This window comes from Nonomuraea fastidiosa (assembly GCF_042751225.1).
Lineage (GTDB): Bacteria > Actinomycetota > Actinomycetes > Streptosporangiales > Streptosporangiaceae > Nonomuraea > Nonomuraea fastidiosa.
Window position 1 is genome coordinate 3,710,249 of the sequence record NZ_CP170570.1, and the last position, 17,300, is coordinate 3,727,548.

Below are 17,300 nucleotides of genomic sequence, written 5' to 3' on the forward strand. Positions count from 1 at the left end.
CCGAGGCGTTAGCCTTGCCTTCGTGAGCCTGCACATCTACGACACCAGCACGCGCACCATCCGTGAATTCGTTCCGGTCGAAGCCGGCCGGGCGTCCATTTACCTGTGTGGGGCCACCGTGCAGGCTCCTCCGCATATCGGGCACATCCGCTCGGGCGTCAATTTCGACGTGCTGCGGCGGTGGCTGATGCGTTCGGGGTACGAGGTGACGTTCTGCCGCAACGTCACCGACATCGACGACAAGATCATCAGGGTGGCCGCCGAGGAGGGCGTGCCCTGGTTCGTCGTGGCCGAGCGCAACCATCGGGCCTTCACCTGGGCGTACGAGACGCTCGGGTGCCTGCCGCCGACCGTCGAGCCGCGCGCCACCGGCCACGTGCCGGAGATGATCCAGCTCATGGAGCGGCTCATCGAGCGCGGTCACGCCTACGCCTCCGGCGGCGACGTCTACTTCGACGTACGCTCCTACGCCGACCGCTACGGCTCGCTGTCCAACCAGAAGCTGGAGAACATGCGGGAGGCGGGCGACACCGACGACGACTCGTGCAAGCGCGACCCGCGCGACTTCGCGCTGTGGAAGGGCGCCAAGCCCGGCGAGCCCACCTGGCCCACCCCGTGGGGTCCCGGCCGGCCGGGCTGGCACCTGGAGTGCTCGGCGATGGCGACGAAGTACCTGGGGCCGACGTTCGACATCCACGGCGGCGGCATCGACCTGGTCTTCCCGCACCACGAGAACGAGATCGCGCAGTCCCAGGCGGCCGGCGACGGGTTCGCCCGCTACTGGATGCACAACGGCCTGCTCAAGATCGGCACCGAGAAGATGAGCAAGTCGCTCGGCAACTCGCTGCTGATCCCCGAGATGGTGCAGAAGGTGCGTCCGGTCGAGCTGCGCTACTACCTCGCGGCGCCGCACTACCGTTCCTCGATCGAATACTCCGAGGAGGCGCTGCTCGAGGCGGCGGCGGCGTACCAGCGGATCGAGGGGTTCGTGACACGGGCCGCCGAGGTGATCCACGACGTGGACGCCGACGCGCCGCTGCCGCAGGCGTTCGTCGACGCGCTCAACGACGACCTCGGCACGCCGCAGGCGCTCGCGGTCGTGCACGAGGTGGTGCGCGAGGGCAACGTGGCGCTGTCGCGCGGCGACAAGGAGGCCGTGGCGCGGCTGCTCGCCGAGACCCAGAACATGCTCGACGTGCTCGGCCTCGACCCGCGTTCGCCGCAGTGGCGGGGCACCGGCTCCGACCTGACGCCGGTCGTGGACGCGCTGGTCGCGGTGGCGCTGGAGCAGCGCCAGGCGGCGCGCAAGCGCAAGGACTACGAGGCGGCCGACGCGATCAGGGACAGTCTCGCGGCGGCGGGCATCACCGTCGAGGACACCCCGCACGGGCCGCGCTGGGAGCTGCGCCGGTAGTCATCGATGGTCAGGCCGCCTCGGTCGTGGCGTCCAGGGCGGCCGCCGGCCATGTGAACAGCGCGGGGCCCCTCTCGTGCGGGCCTCGTGTGGGCCTCGTGCGGGCCTCGTGTGGGCTGAGGAGGGCGGCGGCCCGAGTACCCTTGAACGCATGGCAGCAGGCGGTAGGGCATCGGGCAAGCCCGCGAAGAAGAAGGGCCCGGCCAAGGGCACCGGTGGGCAGGGCCGCCGTGCGCTTCGAGGCAAGGGCGCGACGCCGCCTGCCGAGATGCGGCACTGGTACAAGGAGAAGGCGCGCGCCGAGCGCATCGCGCGGGAGGAGCGCACGGGCGTCCGTCGCGCCACCCCGGCGCGGCCGCAGCGGCGTTCCGAGGACGCGCCCGAGTACATCGGCGGGCGCAACCCGGTCCTGGAGGCGCTGCAGGCCGGGGTGCCGTGCAGCGCGCTCTACGTGGCCCAGCGCATCGACAACGACGACCGCGTACGCGACTCCATCAAGATCGCGGCCGAGCGCGGCATCGCGCTGCTCGAGACCACCCGCGACAAGCTCGACCGCCTGACCGAAGGCGGCGTGCACCAGGGCATCGCCCTGCAGATCCCCGCCTACGACTACGCGCACCCGTCCGAGCTCATCGAGATCGCCCAAGACGCCGCCGAGGTGCCGCTGATCGTCGCCCTCGACTCCGTCACCGACCCGCGCAACCTGGGCGCCATCGCCCGTTCGGCCACCGCGTTCGGCTCCCACGGCCTGCTCATCCCGTCCCGCCGCTCCGCCGGCGTGACGAGCGGCGCGTGGAAGACGTCCGCGGGCACGCTCGCCAACCTGCGCGTCGCCCGCGCCTCCAACCTCACCGCCGCCCTGCGCGAATACCGCGAGGCCGGCCTCTTCATCGTTGGCCTCGACGGCAGCGGTTCGACGGACATCGAAGACGTCGAGCTGCTGACCGAGCCGCTGGTCATCGTCGTAGGCTCGGAGGGCAAGGGGCTGTCGCGGCTCGTCCGCGAGCAGTGCGACGTGCTCGCGCGCATCCCGATGCGCGCCGCCGCCGAATCCCTCAACGCGGGAGTGGCGGCGGGAGTGGCGCTGTACGAGGCCGCTCGTCACAGGCGGCGGTAGCGTCTACACTGGTAGGCCGTGCCGACGTAGCTCAATCGGCAGAGCATCTGTCTTGTAAACAGAAGGTTTGGGGTTCGATTCCCCACGTCGGCTCGCAACAGAAAAGGCCCCTGAGCAGGCGATACGCCGTCAGGGGCCTTTCGCTTGCCGGGCTTCAACCGGTGTCTTCAGCGCCCTCGGGAGCCACCTTGGGAGCCACCGGGAGCTGTTCCCCCAGAAGAGCGCTGGAGATGGCTTCGGTCGCCGCTCGCCGGTCGCCCTCCAGCAGATGGCCGTAGATGTCCTTCGTGATCGCGATGCTGGCGTGGCCGAGGACTTCGGACACGACGTGAAGGGGAGTGCCCTGGGCGAGCATGAGCGACGCCCCCGAGTGCCGAAGCTCGTGCGGATGCCAGTGGCCGAGCCCAGCCTTCTTGGCGAGGCGAGAGAAGCAGAAATGTTTGGGACAGACGCTTCCCTCCTGCTGTACAGCAGCGCGTACAGCAACGCTGTCTCACCGGACCGCATCTCGACCGTTGACGATCACCACTTGGGCAGGCCAGCAGCGCATCAACAGGGCTTCTGCCCTGCCCTTGGTTTGGGGTTCGATTCCCCACGTCGGCTCAGCTACAGAAGGCCCCTGAACTGGCGGTTCCGGTTCAGGGGCCTCGTCTTTGTCGTGACAAAGTCGCGATCTTGCTAACACCCTTGCTAACGGGACGCCACTGCCTGGGCGAAGACCTCGGCGGTGGTCGCGGCCTGTTCGCGGATCACGTGGGCGTACACGCGAAGGGTGATCGCCGGGTCGGCGTGGCCGGGGCGGGCCGCCATCACGTGCACGGGAGTGCCGGCCATGACGAGCGTTGTCGCGTGGATGTGGTGCGGGTCGTGGAGGCGGGTGTGGGGGAGCGGCGATCGTGAGTTGGGATCGCGTTCGGCGGTAGGGGCGCGCTGGCGGCGCTCGTGCGAGGGCCGTCAGACCTGCGTGGTGATCGGCATCGGTCAGGGGATGAGCACCACGCGCGGTGTGCGGTGCATTGCGTACATGTGTACGGTCCGCTGCCCGGGCGGGTGCGTACGCGAGATCAAAAACGAGCTCGAGGAAGCGGCGCGAGCTCGGTTCCGTGGTCGGGAGTGTCGCGGAGCTGTACGGGCTGCTGGAGGCTGGCCTTTCACTGGACGAGCGGCGCTGGGACGGGGGACGCGCGTGGTCGGGGGCCCTGATGTTGTGCGTGTAGTCGTTCCTTGCACGTCGGTTCGCGGTGCCGCACCCTCGGCTGGGCGTGCCCCCGTCGTACGTGCCCCGGCCCCGGCGGCCGTGTCGCCGGGCGTGACGCGGCCGCCGGATCGTCAGGACGTCATCCCGTGAAGCGGATGGTGGCGCCCTGGCTGGTGATGGCCAGCACGCGGAACGACAGCGCGTTCTTGCGGTTGATGCGGATTTCGCCCTCGGCGCCTTCGCCCAGGGACACCGTCGAGCCCGGCGCCCGCACCACGACCATGTCCTGGTCGAAGATGCCGCCGACGTACTCCTTGGAGACGTACACCCTGGAGAAGCCGTAGCGCTTCTTGGAGATGCGGAAGCTTACGGACTTCGTGAACGTGAACTTGCACTTGCCGTCGTAGCAGCTGCGGTAGCTGGGCTTGGCCGAGGCGGCGGCGGGGGTGGCGGCCACGGCGGGCGTCACGACCATGGCGCACGCGAGCGTTAAGGCGGAGAGGGTTTTCCTGTGCATGGGCCTACCTTTGATCCGTTCCACGGGCGAGATCCTTTTTAGCGCGTGCCGGTCGGGAGGGGTCCCGGGACGGCGGGGGGATAGTGGCGCTGGGCGGCCTACGAGCGAGCATGGGAGTGAAGATGTCGGCAATTCACAGCGGAAGGGCGGCTCTGCTGGTCACGGCGGCCGTGCTGCTCGCCGGATGCGGCTCCGCGCCGCAGGAGGCGGCCGCGCCGGAAAGCGCGCCGTCGTCCTCGGTCGCCTCCTCGCCGCCGCCCTCGGCTTCCCCCTCCTCACCGTCGCCCTCGTCTTCTCCCTCGGCGTCGCCGTCCCCTTCGCCGACGGCGACGCCGCTCCCCAAGGCCAGGAACGGCACCGACCTCCGGGCGTGCCGGGACGCGAAGTGCGAAGTGCTCGTCAAGGACGGGCAGAGGATCAGGTTGGCCGACAAGTGGGGGCTGCTGCCGATCGACGTGACCGTCGAGGACGGCTCGGTCACCTTCCACGCGTACACCCCGTCCGGCATGCGGCTCACCATGGCGAAGCAGACGCCGGATCAAGGAGGGCCCAGCACTGTCAACGAGGTCAGCTTCGAGGTGGTGGCCGTCAAGGGGAAGAAGGCCGTCATCAAGATCTCGCACTAGCCGTCAGGGCTCGGCAGGTCGTCCCGGTGGCCGAGCGTGGTCGCCATGGCGGCCGGTCCGGTCGCTTCTCGCGGACGTCGATCAGGCTTCCTGACCAACTCGATGTGTACGTGTACGGCAGCCGGGTCGCCGGCCTTCCCGTTCTGCATCTGCGCAGGGTGGCCGGTGGAAAGATGGTCGCACGTACGCTGAGGGTTTCGAAGGGGCCGTCCCCGTGGAGGCGTGATTCGTGGGCAGGCGCATCGATTACTACGACGATCCCGCTGCGCCTGAGCCCAACAGCCTCGTGCCGTCCGTGAACGTCATCGTCACCAACGCGGCCGGCCATCTACTGATGATCAGGCGCAGCGATAACGACAACTGGGCTGTGCCGGGCGGGGCCATCGACTTGGGGGAGTCCATCCCGGCCGCCGCTGTCCGGGAGACGCTGGAGGAGACCGGGGTCAGGTGCGAGATCACCGGGCTGGTCGGTACGTACAGCGATCCGCGCCACATAATTCTCTACACCTCTGACGGCGAGGCCCGGCAGGAATTCTCCATCGTCTTGACCGGCCGGGTTGTGGCGGGTGAGCCGACGCCGAGTGACGAGTCGCGTGAAGTTCGGTGGGTGCCCCGGGATGAGGTTCTGTCACTGCCGATGGACCGGTCGATGCGGATGCGGATCGAGCACTATTTGGCCGGTGCCGGTCTTCCGTACGTCGGCTAGCGCCGCCGGCCCCTACGGCCCTGCTCATTCTCAACCTCGGTGCGCCGTTTCGATGGGCGAGTACGCCGACGGGTGCGTGGTCACCATGCCCACCCGAGCCTGTGAGTTCGGGTATCCGCCGCAGACCCGGTCCGTCAAGGTTCACTTCAAGCCTTGGGGGCTGGGCCCGCGGTTGAGCTGTGTGACCGGCCGGTGGCGGTCGAGCAGGTCTGGGGCAGGTCGGTCGTTGACGGGTTGCGGGAGCGGCCGGCGGCGGGTGGGCCGTACCTATCGTTTCTCCTCCACCGTGTTCGCCATCGACCCCGCCGAGCCGATCGACGGGGTGCGGTCGCCGCTGACGCCGGCGGCTCACGACACGCCAACTTGGGGCGCCGCAAGGCAAAGTGGTCATGTACGGCGCGGTGTCGGTGGACGGCTTCATCGCGGACGAGAACGACGCGCCCGGGGGCGCCGTTCCACTTCGTCGGCGGCATCGAGGCGGCCGCGGCGAAGGCGCGGGAGCTCGCGGGTGGCCGCCTGGTGGAGGTGGCCGCCGGTGACATCGGTGGGCAGGTGCTCGCCGCGGGCCTGGCCGACGAGGTGCGTATGGACGTCGTGCCCGTCGTGTTCGGGTCGGGCAAGCGCTTCTTCGGGTCGGTCGACGCGCAGCACCTGCTCGAGGATCCCGACGTGGTTGTTCAGGGCGATCGGGTGCTTCACCTGCGCTGTCCCGTACGCCGGTGACTCCCCGTGCGCGGGATCGTCTCGTCTCGCGGCAGGATCGGCGGCAGCGCGGGCGGTGCCTCAGCTCGGGCAACCCCATCCGCGTGACGAGCACCCCCGCTTGAGCCCTCGCCAAGCGACGGAGGAACCACCCGATGCCGCTCTCCGTCGACGTCATCACGCTCTTCAGGCTCTGACCGCACTGCCGTTTCCGCGACGTAGGATCGTTGGCCGACGTACCGAGGGAGGTGTCGTTGGCCGGTCACCAGATCCTCGCCGTCGACGACGACCCGGCCATCCTGCGGGCGCTGCAGCGCGGGCTGCGGCTGGAAGGGTTCGGCGTCGACACCGCCGAGTCGGGGGAGCGCGCGCTTGAGCTCGTCACGGTCCGCAGGCCGGACGCGGTCGTGCTCGACGTTTCCATGCCCGGCATGTCCGGCATCGAGGTGTGCTCGCGGCTGCGCGCTGAGGGGACCGACGTGCCGCTGCTCATGCTGTCGGCCATGGACGAGGTGGCCGACCGGGTCGCCGGGCTCGCCGCCGGCGCCGACGATTACGTGGTCAAGCCGTTCGACCTGGGCGAGCTGGTGCTGCGGCTGCGTGCGCTGCTGCGCCGGGCCGGGCGCGTGCCCGGTGCCGCCGTACGGGTCGGGCCGCTGGTGGTGGAGCCGGAGGCGCGCCGGGCGACGATGCACGGGCGCGAGGTCGAGCTGACCCGGCGCGAATTCGACCTGCTTGAGGTGCTGGCGCTCAACGCCGGTCTGGTCCTGTCCCGTGAGGTGCTGCTCGAGCGGGTCTGGGGGTACGACTTCGACGTCACCGAGAACGCCGTCGACACGTTCGTCAGCTACCTGCGGCGCAAGCTCGGCGAGCCGCGCATGGTGCACACCGTACGCGGGGTCGGCTACGTGCTGCGCGAACCCCCGCCATGAAGCGGCGAACCCCGGCCGTGAAGCGGCCAACCTCCGCCGGGAACCCGATGGCCGGTGCCGCGAAGCTGAAGGCCGCCGCCGCGAAGGTGAGAGCCGCCGCCACCGAGCCGAGGGCCGGCGGCGTCAAGCTCTCGACCCGCTTCGCGCTCTGCATGGCCGCGCTGGTCGCGCTCATGGTGGCGCTGGCCGGGCTGCTCGTGCTCGCCCTGGTCTCCGCCGACCTGCGCGCCGAACGCGACGAGCGGCTGCTGGCGCGGTTGCGCGCGCTGCGACCGGCCGCCGCCTCGTACGCCTGGCGGGCGAGCTTCGTGCCCGCCGTTCCGGCGGACTTCATGGAACGGCGGCTGGCCGCGGCGGCGGGACCCGGCGTGTACGTGCACGTCGTGGGCGGCGAGCCGCTGTTGATCGGCGACGTGCCGGATCGCCCGCCCGCCGGTGACGGGCCGGCCGACCACGGCCGCTGGCGGTACGTGGCCACCGACCTGGGGCGCCGTGGCCACCGGCTGCTGCTGTTCGAGCCGAAGGAGCGGCTCGACGGGCAGCTCGCGCTGCTGCGCCGCCGGGTGCTCACGGTCACGCTGATCGGCGCGGTCGCGGGCGCTGTGGCGGGACCCGTTGTGGGCCGGTACGCGGTACGGCCGCTCACCCGGCTCAGCCGCCAGGCCACGGCCCCGGACGCCCGGCTCGACACCGACTCCCGCGTCACCGAGATCGACCACCTGGCCGGGGTGCTCAACGACCTGCTCGACCGGCGCGACGCCGCGCTGGAGACCGCCCGCGCGTTCGCCGCCACCGCCGCGCACGAGCTGCGCACCCCGCTCACCAGCATGGCCGCCAACCTCTCCCTGCTCGGCCACCCCGGCCTCACCCCGGACGACCGCGCCGAGATCGTCGCCGACCTGACCGCCGAGCAGGCCCGCGTCCAGCGGCTCGTCACCGTGCTCCGCCAGCTGTCCGCCGGTGAGCTGCTCGACCCCGCGACCGCCGCGCCCGCCGACCTGAGCGGCATCGTGCGCGAGGCCGTCGCCGCAGCCCGCCGCCGCCACCCCGGCCTGACGATCACCGAGGCGGTGGCAGACGGCGTGACCGTGCGCGGCTGGGCGGAAGGGCTCCGGCTCATCGCCGACAACCTGATCGACAACGCCGCCACACACGGCAAGCCGCCCATCACCGTGGCACTCGCCTTCGACGGGGAGCCCGCTTTCGATGGGGAGCCCTCCTTCGATGGGGTGGCCGTGTCGGGTGGGCGGGGTGCCTTCGGCGGGGCTGCCGTGTCGGGTGGGCGGGGCGCCTTCGGCGGGGAGACCGCTTCCGCCGAGGAGACCGCGTCCGGCGGGAGGAGCGCCCGCACCGGGCGAACCGCCGTCCTCACCGTCACCGACAGCGGCCCAGGCGTCCCGGACGGCGACCGGGAGACGGTGTTCACCCGGTTCCACCGCAGGCGGGACAGCCCCGGTTCGGGCCTCGGCCTGACCCTCGTACGCCAGCAGGCCGAGCTGCACGGCGGCACCGCCACCGTGACCGGCGCCCGCTTCGAGATCCGGCTGCCCACCGCCGGCGGTACCGGCAGGCCACGCTCGTGGCTGGAGTGAGCGGAGTGAACTGCCAGAGATTTGCCAGAAAAACGGTCCACGATCGCCCCCTGTCCGATTCAGTCGACTACAGGAGGCGACGTGCGCAGCATCCTCATCGCGCTCACCCTGGCCACCGCCCATACGGCACCGCCCGCCGACGTCATCAGGCCGTCGGCCGACCCGGTCCCGCTGGTCAACGCCAGCCGCCCGCTCTCGGTCACGTACACCTACAAGGGCGAGCAGCACACGCTCGACGACTTCCTCACCCGTACGAAGACCAACGGCTTCCTCGTCCTGCGCGGACAGAAGATCGTGCACGAGCGGTACACCGGCGCGAACCGGACGACCCGGTTCCAGTCGTGGTCCATGGCCAAGTCGTTCACCTCGGCGGCGATCGGCGTCGCGCTGAAGGAGGGGCACATCCGCTCGCTCGACGACCCGGTCACCCGGTACGTGCCCGAGCTGCGCGGCTCCGGCTACGACGGCGTGTCGATCAAGAACCTGCTGCGGATGTCGTCGGGCGTCGAATGGGACGAGGCCAAGGACGTCCCCAAGATGCAGGCCGCCGCCGCCAAGGGCCTGCCGCTCACGCCCATGGTCACCAAGCGGGGCTCCGACTGGGAGCCGGGGACGCAGTTCGAGTACAACAGCATGAACTCGTACGTCCTGGCCAGGGTCCTCACCGAGGCGACCGGCACCCCGTACCACCGCTACGTCGAGAAGAAGATCTGGCGTCCCGCGGGCATGGCGGGTACCGCCCGGATCGACGCCGACGGCGACGGTAACAGCCTCGGCTACTGCTGCTTCCACGCCACCGACCGCGACTACGCCCGCTTCGGCCTGCTCTTCCTGCGCCAGGGCAAGGCGAACGGCAAGCAGGTGGTGCCGGCGTCGTGGGTCAAGGCGTCCACCAGCCCGTCCGGGGTCAACCCGCGTTACGGGCTGCACTGGTGGCTCGGCGGCGGCAAGGACTTCATGGCGGCGGGCTTCGGCGGGCAGTACATCTACGTCTCTCCCGAGCACAACGTGGTGATCGTCAAGTCGACCACCTCGACCGGCGCGCACGACCAGGAGGAGGTGCTGGCCGCCTTCAAGGCTGTCGCCGCCGCCGTCTCCGGCTAGTGTGATCCTGATCACATCCCGTACCGCGAACTTTCGACGGCCGTACGGGCGAAAGCCGTCGAAAGCAACCGCGCAGGACGGGAGCAATGAGTGTGATCGCCGTAGAACCCGTCAGGGCCGATGACGCGGCCCTGATACGGCGCTCGGAACGCGAGCCGGAGGTCTTCGCCGACCTCTTCGACCGGCACGCGCCCGCGCTCCGCCGCTACGTCGCTCGGCGGCTGGGCCCGTCCCTGGCCGACGACGTGGTCTCCGACACCTTCCTGGCGGCCTTCCGGCGCCGCCACCGCTACGACTCGAGCCAGCCGGACGCCCGCCCGTGGCTGTACGGCATCGCCGCCCGGCTCATCAAACGGCACCGCCGGGTGGAGCTCCGGTTCTACCGCGCGCTGGTCCGCACCGGCGTCGACGAGGTCATCGAGCCGTACGCCGACCACGTCGACGCCAGGGTCGCGGCGCAGCAGGCCGGGCTGGCGCGGGCCCTGGCCGAGCTGTCGCCGGGCGACCGGGAGGTGCTGCTGCTCGTGGCCTGGGCCGACATGACGTACGAGGACGTGGCCCGCGCGCTGGACATCCCGATCGGCACGGTCAGATCCCGCCTGCACCGGGCTCGGGCCAGGACCCGGCAGGCGCTGGTGGCGACGCGAGAGGAGGCTTTCGATGGATGACCTGCGTACGCTGCGCGAGTGGCGCGCCGAGGTCCCGGAACCGGACGGGCAGTGGCTCGTCCCGCAGCGCCGCCGCCTGCTCGACCGGATGCGGCGCCGCCGGCGGAGCCTCGCACTCCGTCTGGTCGCCGTCGCGGCGGCGGGGGCGGCGGCCACCGCGATCGCCGTGGTCGTCCTGCCCGGCGGCCCCTCCGGGACCGAGCCCGTGGCCGTCCCTTCGACGACCGTGCCCCTGGACTCCGGGATGGTGCTCGCCAAGGCCGCCGAGGTGGCCGGCGGGCGCGGCGCCACCTCCGTGCCGGAGCCGACCCAGTGGCAGTACACCCGCGTTCTGGACAAGCAGCCCAACTCGGACGAGGCCGAGACCCGTGAGAGCTGGACCCGCTACGACGGCAAGCAGACCGCCGGCTACGACGAGAACGGCAGGCTGCGGGTCCAGGACGTGCCTCCGGATCCGGGCGACGACGACCTGTCGCCGCAGCAGTACGACGCCAAGCTCCGCGCGCTGCCGACCGACCCGAAGAAGCTGCTGGCCAAGGTCACCAAGGACCGCCACTGGATCGACTACCCGCGCGAGGAGGGCGTCCCGAAGAGCGCGGAACCGGACGCCGACCGGGCGTTTCGGGTGATCATGCTCTATCTGAGCAGGTACGGCAGGATGCCGCCGCGGCTGGAGTCGGCCATGTTCGAGGCCCTGGCGCTGATCCCCGGCGTACGGGTCGAATCGGGCGTGACCGATGCCGCGGGCCGCACCGGGCTGGGCGTCTACCGGGAGGGACGCGACGAGATCCACAGGAGGTACCACATCCTCGACCCGGACACCTATCGCTACCTGGGCGAACGGACCGTCTGGCTCCAGGACGAGCGCGTGGGCGGCAACCCGGAGCCCGCCTTCCGCAAGGGCTCGGTATGGGCCATCGCCCTGCTGGATTCGGTCATCGTCGACCGTCCGGGGGAGCGCGGCTAGGACGCGCTCACAGGCTCGGCGGGGTGGCTACGATCGCGCGAGGCGTTCGCCTTCGCGATCGTGGCCACGGGTTTCCTGGAGCGCAGCGGCTGCGTGGAGCCAGGACGGCGCGCCGGACATCGACGCGACGGGCTTCTACAAGCGCTTCTCCGGCCCCTGGTGCATCTGGACGGAGCCCCGCTGGGTTCAGGCCGGGCGGGCGGCCTTGAGGAAGAGGTCCACCAGGGCGTCGGCGTACTCGGGGGTCAGCGGGCCCGAGCGGTGCAGCCAGCGCTGGAAGAGCGGCGCGTACAGCAGCTCAAGGGCCAGGTCGAGGTCCAGGTCGGCGGCGATCTGCCCGGCCTGCTGCGCGCTGCGCAGCCGCGCCTTCTTGGCCTCGTCCACCGGCGCGGCCAGCCGCTCGCGGTACTGCGCCGCGAGGTCGGGGTCGTTGATGATCTCCGTGTTGAGCGCCCTGATCGGCTCCTCGAACGCCGGGTCGGCGAACTCCGCCACCGTCGCCCGCATCACGGTCTTCAGGTCGGCCTCGATGTCGCCGGTGTCGGGCAGCGCCATGCCGCCCTCCTCCGCCTCGCTCAGCGCGAGGAACGCGTCGAAGATCACCGCTCCCTTGGAACGCCACCACCGGTAGATCGTCTGCTTGCCCACGCCGGCCCGGGCGGCGATGGCCTCGATGGAGACCTTGCCGTACCCGATCTCGGAGACCAGCTCGCGGGCGGCGGCGAGGATGGCCTGGCGGGAGCGCTCGCTGCGGCGTGAGGGGTCTGGGTGCTTGGACATGCGCCGCAGCATAGCACCTTCGCGAGACGAGACGGTCCGTCTTGACAGTGGCGCCATGGATGCGTCACAGTGAAGGGGCCTTGAGGCGAGACGGACCGTCTCGTCTCACTCAATCGCTGAGGAGAGCAAATTGACCCGAGTATGGTTCATCACCGGTGCGTCCCGCGGCCTCGGACGGGCCTTCACCGAGGCGGCGCTGGCCGCCGGTGACCGCGTCGTCGCCGCCTCGCGGAACGTGGAGCCGCTGGCCGAGCTGGAGGGTCGCTACCCCGGCGCCCTCGTACGGCTGCCGCTCGACGTGTCCGACCGCAAGGCCGTCTTCGACGGCGTGGAGAAGGCCGTGGCCGCGTTCGGACGGCTCGACATCGTGCTCAACAACGCCTGGCTGCTGCTCGGCATGGTGGAGGAGGCCACGGAAGAGCAGCTCAGAGAGCAGTTCGACGTCAACTTCTTCGGCGCCGTCTGGGTCACCCAGGCCGTCGTGCCGCACCTGCGAGCCCAGGGCTCCGGCCACATCCTCCAGGTGACCTCGATGGGCGCGAGCGGCGGCTTCGCCTCGACCGGCATGTACGCGGCGAGCAAGTCGGCGTTGAACTCGGTGAGCGAGGCGCTGGCCATGGAGGTGGCGCCGTTCGGCATCAAGGTCACCATCCTGCAGATGGGCGGCTACGACACCGGCCTGTTCACGGTGGGCACCACCATGACCGAGCCCGACCCCTTGTACGGGGAGCTGCGCGCCCAGCTCGCCGAGATGTGGGGCGACGACGCCGGCCCCGACCCGAGCACCGCCGTGCCCGCCGTCATGGAGCTGATCGACCTGCCGGAGCCGCCGGTGCGGCTGATCGTCGGCGGCGCCTCGTACGACATGGTGCTCCAGATGGAGCAGGGGCGCATCGAGCAGTACAAGGCATGGGAGCGGCTCAGCCGGCTGGCTCCCGGGTGAGCGCCGGATCAGGTTGTGAAGAGCCGGAAGAAGACCGGGCGCGCTCAGGGCCGCTCTTCGCGCGCCGCGTCTTCCGGCCAGATCACGGTCACCTTCATGCCCCGTTTGCGGGCTTCGGCCACCACCTCGGCCGTGCCGCCTCTGCCCGTGCCGGGCTTGCCGTCCCACACGGCCGCCATCTCGTCCACAGACGAGTTCGCGGCCTCGTACGCTGCTTCGCCTGCATGGTCGAAGCCCGTGATCCGGACGGTGGCCGCGGCTGCGAGGAGCCGGTCGAACTGCTCGGCGTGATCCGGCTTCACGCCGGGTGAGGTTCGTGTGGCCGGTCACGCCGATACGCATCATCGAGCCCTTCCTCTCCGGGCGGGGTTCCAGCGTGTCGGTGTTTCGTGGATGTGCTGCCGTAATGGCACTGCGACCGGACGCTCCAGGTCTCAAACCCCTTCTGCGGTTGTGGGCGTCAGGCGGGGAGTGGTTGTGGGTGGCCGGTGGCGCGGAGGCCGTCGAGGGAGATGCACAGCAGGCGGTTCCACTGCCCCGGGCGGCATTCGTCGGTGATCTGGACGGCGTGGCCCAGCGAGACCAGCAGGAGCAGCAGGTCGTCGGTGGTCACGCCGGGGCGCAGCAGGCCCGCGGCGCAGGCGCGGTCGCACAGGTGCTCGATGACCAGGCGTAGCTGCCGGACGCCCTCCAGGTCGGGGCCGGCCCAGGTCAGTGCGAGGTTCTCCATGATGGCGCGGTGGCGGGCGTAACCGGTCAGGGCCTGCTGGAAGAAGGCGGTCAGCGCCGTCCACGGGTCCTCGGCGTCGCACGCCGTCGCGCGCGCCGCCCGCGCCCAGGTCGAGAAGTCCCTGAGCAGGACCGTGTGCACGAGGTCTTCCTTCTTCGGGAAGTGCCGGTAGAGGGTGCCCATGCCCACGCCGCTGCGGCGGGCGATCTCGCGTACGTCCACCGCCGTGCCCTGCTCGGCCAGCACCTCGGCGGCGGCCTGGATGATCGCTTCCCGGTTGCGGAGCGCGTCCGCGCGCGGTGCGCGGCGGCGCGTGGTGCCCTTGGGTTGGGGACGTGTGGCGCTCGCCGGGTCGGGACGTGTGGCGCTCGCCGGTTGCGGGTGTGTGGCGCTCGCCGGGTCGGGCACTGCCATGCGATCGAGCGTATCTCCCTTATCCGGAGCGCTTGCTCCGCTTCGTGCTACTTTGCGAATCACATGATCGGATGGTGTGAAGGGGGATGCCATGTCCGACGAGCCCATGACCGCCGTGACCGAGGCCGGGGGCGCCGACATCAACGACTGGAACGACCGCGTCATCGCCGAGTTCCGGGCCAACGGCGGATGGGTGCATTGGAGCAGTGACGAGGAGCTGGCGGCCGGGCGGCCCGTACCGCCGCCGCTGCCCGGGTTCGACGAGCGTGGCCTGCGGCTCATCCTGGTGCACCACATCGGCGCCAAGAGCGGGCGGGAGCGCATCAACCCGCTGTTCTTCCAGGAGGTCGACGGTGGCTGGGCGGTCTTCGCGACGTACGGCGGCAGCCCGCGCCACCCCGTCTGGTACCACAACCTGATGGCGAACCCGCGGACCGTCGTCGAGGTCGGGACGGAGCGGGTGCCGGTCGTGGCCCGGCTCGCGGAGGGGGAGGAACGCGAGCGGATCTGGTCGAGGCAGGTGGCCCTCGTCCCGAAGTTCGCCGAGTTCGAGGCGGCCGCGGGCCGGCAGATTCCCGTCGTGGTGCTGGAGCGGGCCGAAGGATCGCGTACGGCCTGACGCCGCGGCTCGTACGCCCGCCTGGCAGCGCTGGACAGGCCCTTCCGGCGTGCATGCTGCCACAATGGCGCCCTCACCGAGCTCATGACGGCCTGCCTGTGATGTGGGAGCAGCAGGACGGCCAGTGCTCCTGGTGGGCCAATCAGCCCCGGCATTCCCGCTTCTGCCCGTCGCGGGCCGATCTCGCCCGAGGCGGCGAAGCGGGTGAGGATGGCGGGGGCTGTCACCCCGCTGAAGCGTGGCCTCAGGACCCGTTCCAACCCGTGGGCAGCGTGTACGTCCAGCCGGGCCGCCAGTGGAACGGCGCAACCACCAGGTCTTCGAGAGGTACGCCGCCCAGGAGGTGCTGCAGGGCCCAGCGGTTGGCGGAGCGGGCGATGAGCAGCACCTTCGTGCCGTTCCACTTCTCGGCCGGCTCGCGCAGGAAGTCTATGGTCAGCTCCACCACGTCCCGGTAGCTCTGGCCGCCGGGCCACGGCCGGTCGATGTGCTCGGCGCGCCGGCCCGCCAGGCGGCTCAGCGGCGCGCCGTCCAGCTCGCCGTAATGGCACTCGCGCAGGCGGCGGTCCTGGATCAGCGGGATGCCGGCGTCGCCGAACGCGATCTCCGCGGTCTGTACGGCACGCCGCAGGTCGGAGCTGAACACCGCGTCCAGCCCGTCGTCGCGGCGGCGTTCGCCCAGCTCGGCGGCCAGAGCACGGCCCCGCTCCGACAGCTCGCCGGGCAGCCAGCCGCTGGCGATGCCCTCCTCGTTGTGGGTGCTGATCGAGTGGGTCTCGTAGATGAGCTCGACCGCCATCCGCCCTCCTGGATCGTCAGGCCCTCTCCCAGGCCGAGGCTATTCGCCGGGGCGCGGCCGCGAAAGGCGCGATGTCGAGCGGGGAGGCGCTGCGGCCGGAGGGCTTACGCTCGTCCGCATGACAGCACCTCCTGAGCTTCCCCGGACGTCGCGCGCGTTCACGACGTACACGACTTCGCCGCCTACCTGGAGACCATGGCGGACGACTTCGATGCGGACCGCGCCGACGTCGAACGGCAGATCCGCGAGGGGAAACGGTTCGCCGAGGGACGCTGAAGCAGCGTGTACGCCGGCGACTTCCTCAGGAGGTGGGCGGCCTGGCTCAAGGGGGTTGCGTCGGCGAAGGAGCCCCGTTCAAGGACGCCGTCGATCCGCCCACCTGGCAGTCACTCGCCTTGCAGGTGCACGCCGCCCACCTTTACGAGTAGCGCACCTCTTCCGGATGCCGCACCTCCTGCTCCGGCAGCGGGACGACGTCCCATAGGTGGGCGTGCCTGGCCAGTGCCTCGCCGAGTTCGGCCCAGGGGGATCGTCGATCGCATGGCGTCCTACCGCAGCTCGGTGCGGAGCCGGGTGAGCCATTCCGCGCCCAGGCGGCGGCCGTCGGGGAGCTGGTCGTCGCGGTCCCAGCGCCAGGTGGTGATCATGGCGAGGACGAGGAGGCGGCACTGGCGGAGCACCTTTTCGTCCGCTCCCGGATAGTGGCGGGCCACGTCTTCCGGGGCGTGGGCGAGGTCGAACTCCACCGGGCCCCTGCAGCACGTCTCGAAGTCGATGAACAGCGGGCCCTTCGACGTGGCCAGGACGTTGCCAGGGTGCGGCTCGCCGTGAAGCGGCTGGTCGGGGCGGGCGGCGGCGAGGATCGTACGGGTCGCGTCCTCCAGCGTGCGGGCCAGGAGGTCGCGGTCGGCGGCGGTCAGCTCGGGAGTGCGGTCAAGGTCCGCTACGAGGCGCTGCGCCTGCTGGACGCGGTGGGTGAAGTGCGGCACCGGTACGTCGAGGCCGCGCATGCCGATGTGCAGCCGATGCAGCGCGCCGGCGTAGGCGGCCGGCGTGACCTCCGCGGCCGCCGGCTCGTAGTGCGTCCACAGGGTGAGGACGAAGCCGTCGTACTCGTACGCGCGTGGCTCCACCCGGGGGTCCAGGGCGGCGAGAGGAGCGCTGCGTTCGGTGAGCCGGCGGGCGAGGTCCACTTCGAGGCCGGCGACCTGCGCGGCGGCGGGAGCCACGCGGGCGAGGACGTCGCAGGGCAGCAGGCGCAGGATGAGCTTGTTCGAGTTCTGCAGGACGATCGCGTCGTCGGCCGCCAGGCCGAGCGAGGAGGCGGTCGCCGCCGCGGCGGCCGTCGCGCGCCGTACCTCTGGTTCCAGCATCCCGCCCCTTCCCCCGTCCCTCCGCAGGCGGCCCCTCCGTAGGGACCGACCATACGGACTGAGCACCGTACCAGGGCGGCGAAAACAACTGGCGGGATT

At 70.9% G+C, this 17,300-nt stretch carries 20 protein-coding genes, 1 tRNA gene and 1 pseudogene; 13 read left to right on the plus strand and 9 right to left on the minus strand.

Annotated features, from left to right (window positions below; all coding sequences use genetic code 11):
• The first annotated feature begins 22 nt into the window (after positions 1 to 22).
• From cysS to ACFMQL_RS17170, 3 genes are all read left to right on the plus strand, one after another.
• Positions 23 to 1,414, plus strand: coding sequence for a cysteine--tRNA ligase (gene cysS, locus ACFMQL_RS17160; RefSeq protein ID WP_364063099.1), 1,392 nt, complete (start codon positions 23 to 25; stop codon positions 1,412 to 1,414).
• Between the two features lie 151 nt (positions 1,415 to 1,565).
• Positions 1,566 to 2,531, plus strand: coding sequence for a 23S rRNA (guanosine(2251)-2'-O)-methyltransferase RlmB (rlmB, locus tag ACFMQL_RS17165; RefSeq protein ID WP_364063102.1), 966 nt, complete (start codon positions 1,566 to 1,568; stop codon positions 2,529 to 2,531).
• Positions 2,532 to 2,551: 20 nt separating this feature from the next.
• A tRNA-Thr gene (locus ACFMQL_RS17170) sits at positions 2,552 to 2,624 on the plus strand.
• Positions 2,625 to 2,685: 61 nt separating this feature from the next.
• On the opposite strand, the pseudogene ACFMQL_RS17175 reads toward ACFMQL_RS17170, so the two are convergent.
• The 4 genes and pseudogenes from ACFMQL_RS17175 to ACFMQL_RS17190 form a co-directional block, all read right to left on the minus strand.
• Positions 2,686 to 2,949, minus strand: a pseudogene (locus ACFMQL_RS17175) (tyrosine-type recombinase/integrase); the annotation flags it as partial.
• A gap of 272 nt (positions 2,950 to 3,221) precedes the next feature.
• Positions 3,222 to 3,365 (minus strand): integrase, encoded by a 144-nt coding sequence (locus ACFMQL_RS17180; RefSeq protein WP_364063105.1) that lies wholly within the window; start codon positions 3,363 to 3,365, stop codon positions 3,222 to 3,224.
• A 503-nt stretch (positions 3,366 to 3,868) separates the two neighbouring features.
• Complete coding sequence (locus ACFMQL_RS17185; RefSeq protein ID WP_364063108.1) at positions 3,869 to 4,246, minus strand: hypothetical protein; 378 nt, start codon at positions 4,244 to 4,246, stop codon at positions 3,869 to 3,871.
• Positions 4,247 to 4,379: 133 nt separating this feature from the next.
• Positions 4,380 to 4,649 (minus strand): hypothetical protein, encoded by a 270-nt coding sequence (locus tag ACFMQL_RS17190; protein ID WP_364063111.1) that lies wholly within the window; start codon positions 4,647 to 4,649, stop codon positions 4,380 to 4,382.
• Between the two features lie 19 nt (positions 4,650 to 4,668).
• Between ACFMQL_RS17190 and ACFMQL_RS17195 the strand changes: the two genes are divergently transcribed.
• The 8 genes from ACFMQL_RS17195 to ACFMQL_RS17230 all read left to right on the plus strand — a co-directional run bounded on the left by ACFMQL_RS17195 (position 4,669) and on the right by ACFMQL_RS17230 (position 11,543).
• Positions 4,669 to 4,872 (plus strand): hypothetical protein, encoded by a 204-nt coding sequence (locus tag ACFMQL_RS17195; RefSeq protein WP_364063114.1) that lies wholly within the window; start codon positions 4,669 to 4,671, stop codon positions 4,870 to 4,872.
• Positions 4,873 to 5,101: 229 nt separating this feature from the next.
• Positions 5,102 to 5,578, plus strand: coding sequence for an NUDIX domain-containing protein (locus tag ACFMQL_RS17200; RefSeq protein ID WP_364063117.1), 477 nt, complete (start codon positions 5,102 to 5,104; stop codon positions 5,576 to 5,578).
• Between the two features lie 519 nt (positions 5,579 to 6,097).
• Positions 6,098 to 6,301, plus strand: coding sequence for a hypothetical protein (locus tag ACFMQL_RS17205; RefSeq protein WP_378786072.1), 204 nt, complete (start codon positions 6,098 to 6,100; stop codon positions 6,299 to 6,301).
• A 233-nt stretch (positions 6,302 to 6,534) separates the two neighbouring features.
• Positions 6,535 to 7,212 carry a response regulator transcription factor gene (locus ACFMQL_RS17210; protein ID WP_364063122.1) on the plus strand — a complete coding sequence of 226 codons (678 nt, stop codon included), beginning with the start codon at positions 6,535 to 6,537 and terminating at the stop codon, positions 7,210 to 7,212.
• Positions 7,213 to 7,259: 47 nt separating this feature from the next.
• Entirely contained in the window at positions 7,260 to 8,804 is a 1,545-nt protein-coding gene (locus tag ACFMQL_RS17215) for a sensor histidine kinase (RefSeq protein ID WP_378786073.1), read from the plus strand.
• 81 nt (positions 8,805 to 8,885) lie between these two features.
• Entirely contained in the window at positions 8,886 to 9,908 is a 1,023-nt protein-coding gene (locus tag ACFMQL_RS17220; RefSeq protein ID WP_364063128.1) for a serine hydrolase domain-containing protein, read from the plus strand.
• A gap of 86 nt (positions 9,909 to 9,994) precedes the next feature.
• Positions 9,995 to 10,576 carry an RNA polymerase sigma factor gene (locus tag ACFMQL_RS17225; RefSeq protein WP_364063131.1) on the plus strand — a complete coding sequence of 194 codons (582 nt, stop codon included), beginning with the start codon at positions 9,995 to 9,997 and terminating at the stop codon, positions 10,574 to 10,576.
• The gene (locus tag ACFMQL_RS17230) at positions 10,569 to 11,543 is read left to right on the plus strand and encodes a CU044_5270 family protein (RefSeq protein ID WP_378786074.1); all 975 of its coding nucleotides are present in this window, start codon (positions 10,569 to 10,571) and stop codon (positions 11,541 to 11,543) included. The genes ACFMQL_RS17225 and ACFMQL_RS17230 overlap by 8 nt, the downstream gene beginning before the upstream one ends.
• Positions 11,544 to 11,729: 186 nt before the next feature.
• On the opposite strand, the gene ACFMQL_RS17235 is transcribed toward ACFMQL_RS17230, so the two are convergent.
• Positions 11,730 to 12,323: a TetR/AcrR family transcriptional regulator gene (locus ACFMQL_RS17235; RefSeq protein WP_364063137.1), complete on the minus strand. Its 594-nt coding sequence runs from the start codon at positions 12,321 to 12,323 to the stop codon at positions 11,730 to 11,732.
• A gap of 130 nt (positions 12,324 to 12,453) precedes the next feature.
• Here ACFMQL_RS17235 and ACFMQL_RS17240 point away from each other — a divergent pair, with 130 nt between their 5' ends.
• Positions 12,454 to 13,266 carry an SDR family NAD(P)-dependent oxidoreductase gene (locus tag ACFMQL_RS17240; protein WP_378786075.1) on the plus strand — a complete coding sequence of 271 codons (813 nt, stop codon included), beginning with the start codon at positions 12,454 to 12,456 and terminating at the stop codon, positions 13,264 to 13,266.
• 44 nt (positions 13,267 to 13,310) lie between these two features.
• Here ACFMQL_RS17240 and ACFMQL_RS17245 read toward each other — a convergent pair whose 3' ends face one another.
• Together ACFMQL_RS17245 and ACFMQL_RS17250 are read right to left on the minus strand one after the other, a co-directional pair.
• The gene (locus tag ACFMQL_RS17245; protein ID WP_378786076.1) at positions 13,311 to 13,568 is read right to left on the minus strand and encodes a hypothetical protein; all 258 of its coding nucleotides are present in this window, start codon (positions 13,566 to 13,568) and stop codon (positions 13,311 to 13,313) included.
• A gap of 158 nt (positions 13,569 to 13,726) precedes the next feature.
• Entirely contained in the window at positions 13,727 to 14,410 is a 684-nt protein-coding gene (locus tag ACFMQL_RS17250) for a helix-turn-helix domain-containing protein (RefSeq protein ID WP_364063143.1), read from the minus strand.
• A 91-nt stretch (positions 14,411 to 14,501) separates the two neighbouring features.
• Between ACFMQL_RS17250 and ACFMQL_RS17255 the strand changes: the two genes are divergently transcribed.
• Positions 14,502 to 15,029: a nitroreductase/quinone reductase family protein gene (locus ACFMQL_RS17255; RefSeq protein ID WP_364063146.1), complete on the plus strand. Its 528-nt coding sequence runs from the start codon at positions 14,502 to 14,504 to the stop codon at positions 15,027 to 15,029.
• A gap of 244 nt (positions 15,030 to 15,273) precedes the next feature.
• On the opposite strand, the gene ACFMQL_RS17260 is transcribed toward ACFMQL_RS17255, so the two are convergent.
• Positions 15,274 to 15,828: a histidine phosphatase family protein gene (locus ACFMQL_RS17260; protein ID WP_378786077.1), complete on the minus strand. Its 555-nt coding sequence runs from the start codon at positions 15,826 to 15,828 to the stop codon at positions 15,274 to 15,276.
• Between the two features lie 548 nt (positions 15,829 to 16,376).
• Entirely contained in the window at positions 16,377 to 17,201 is an 825-nt protein-coding gene (locus ACFMQL_RS17265) for a phosphotransferase family protein (protein ID WP_378786078.1), read from the minus strand.
• Between the last annotated feature and the right edge of the window lie 99 nt (positions 17,202 to 17,300).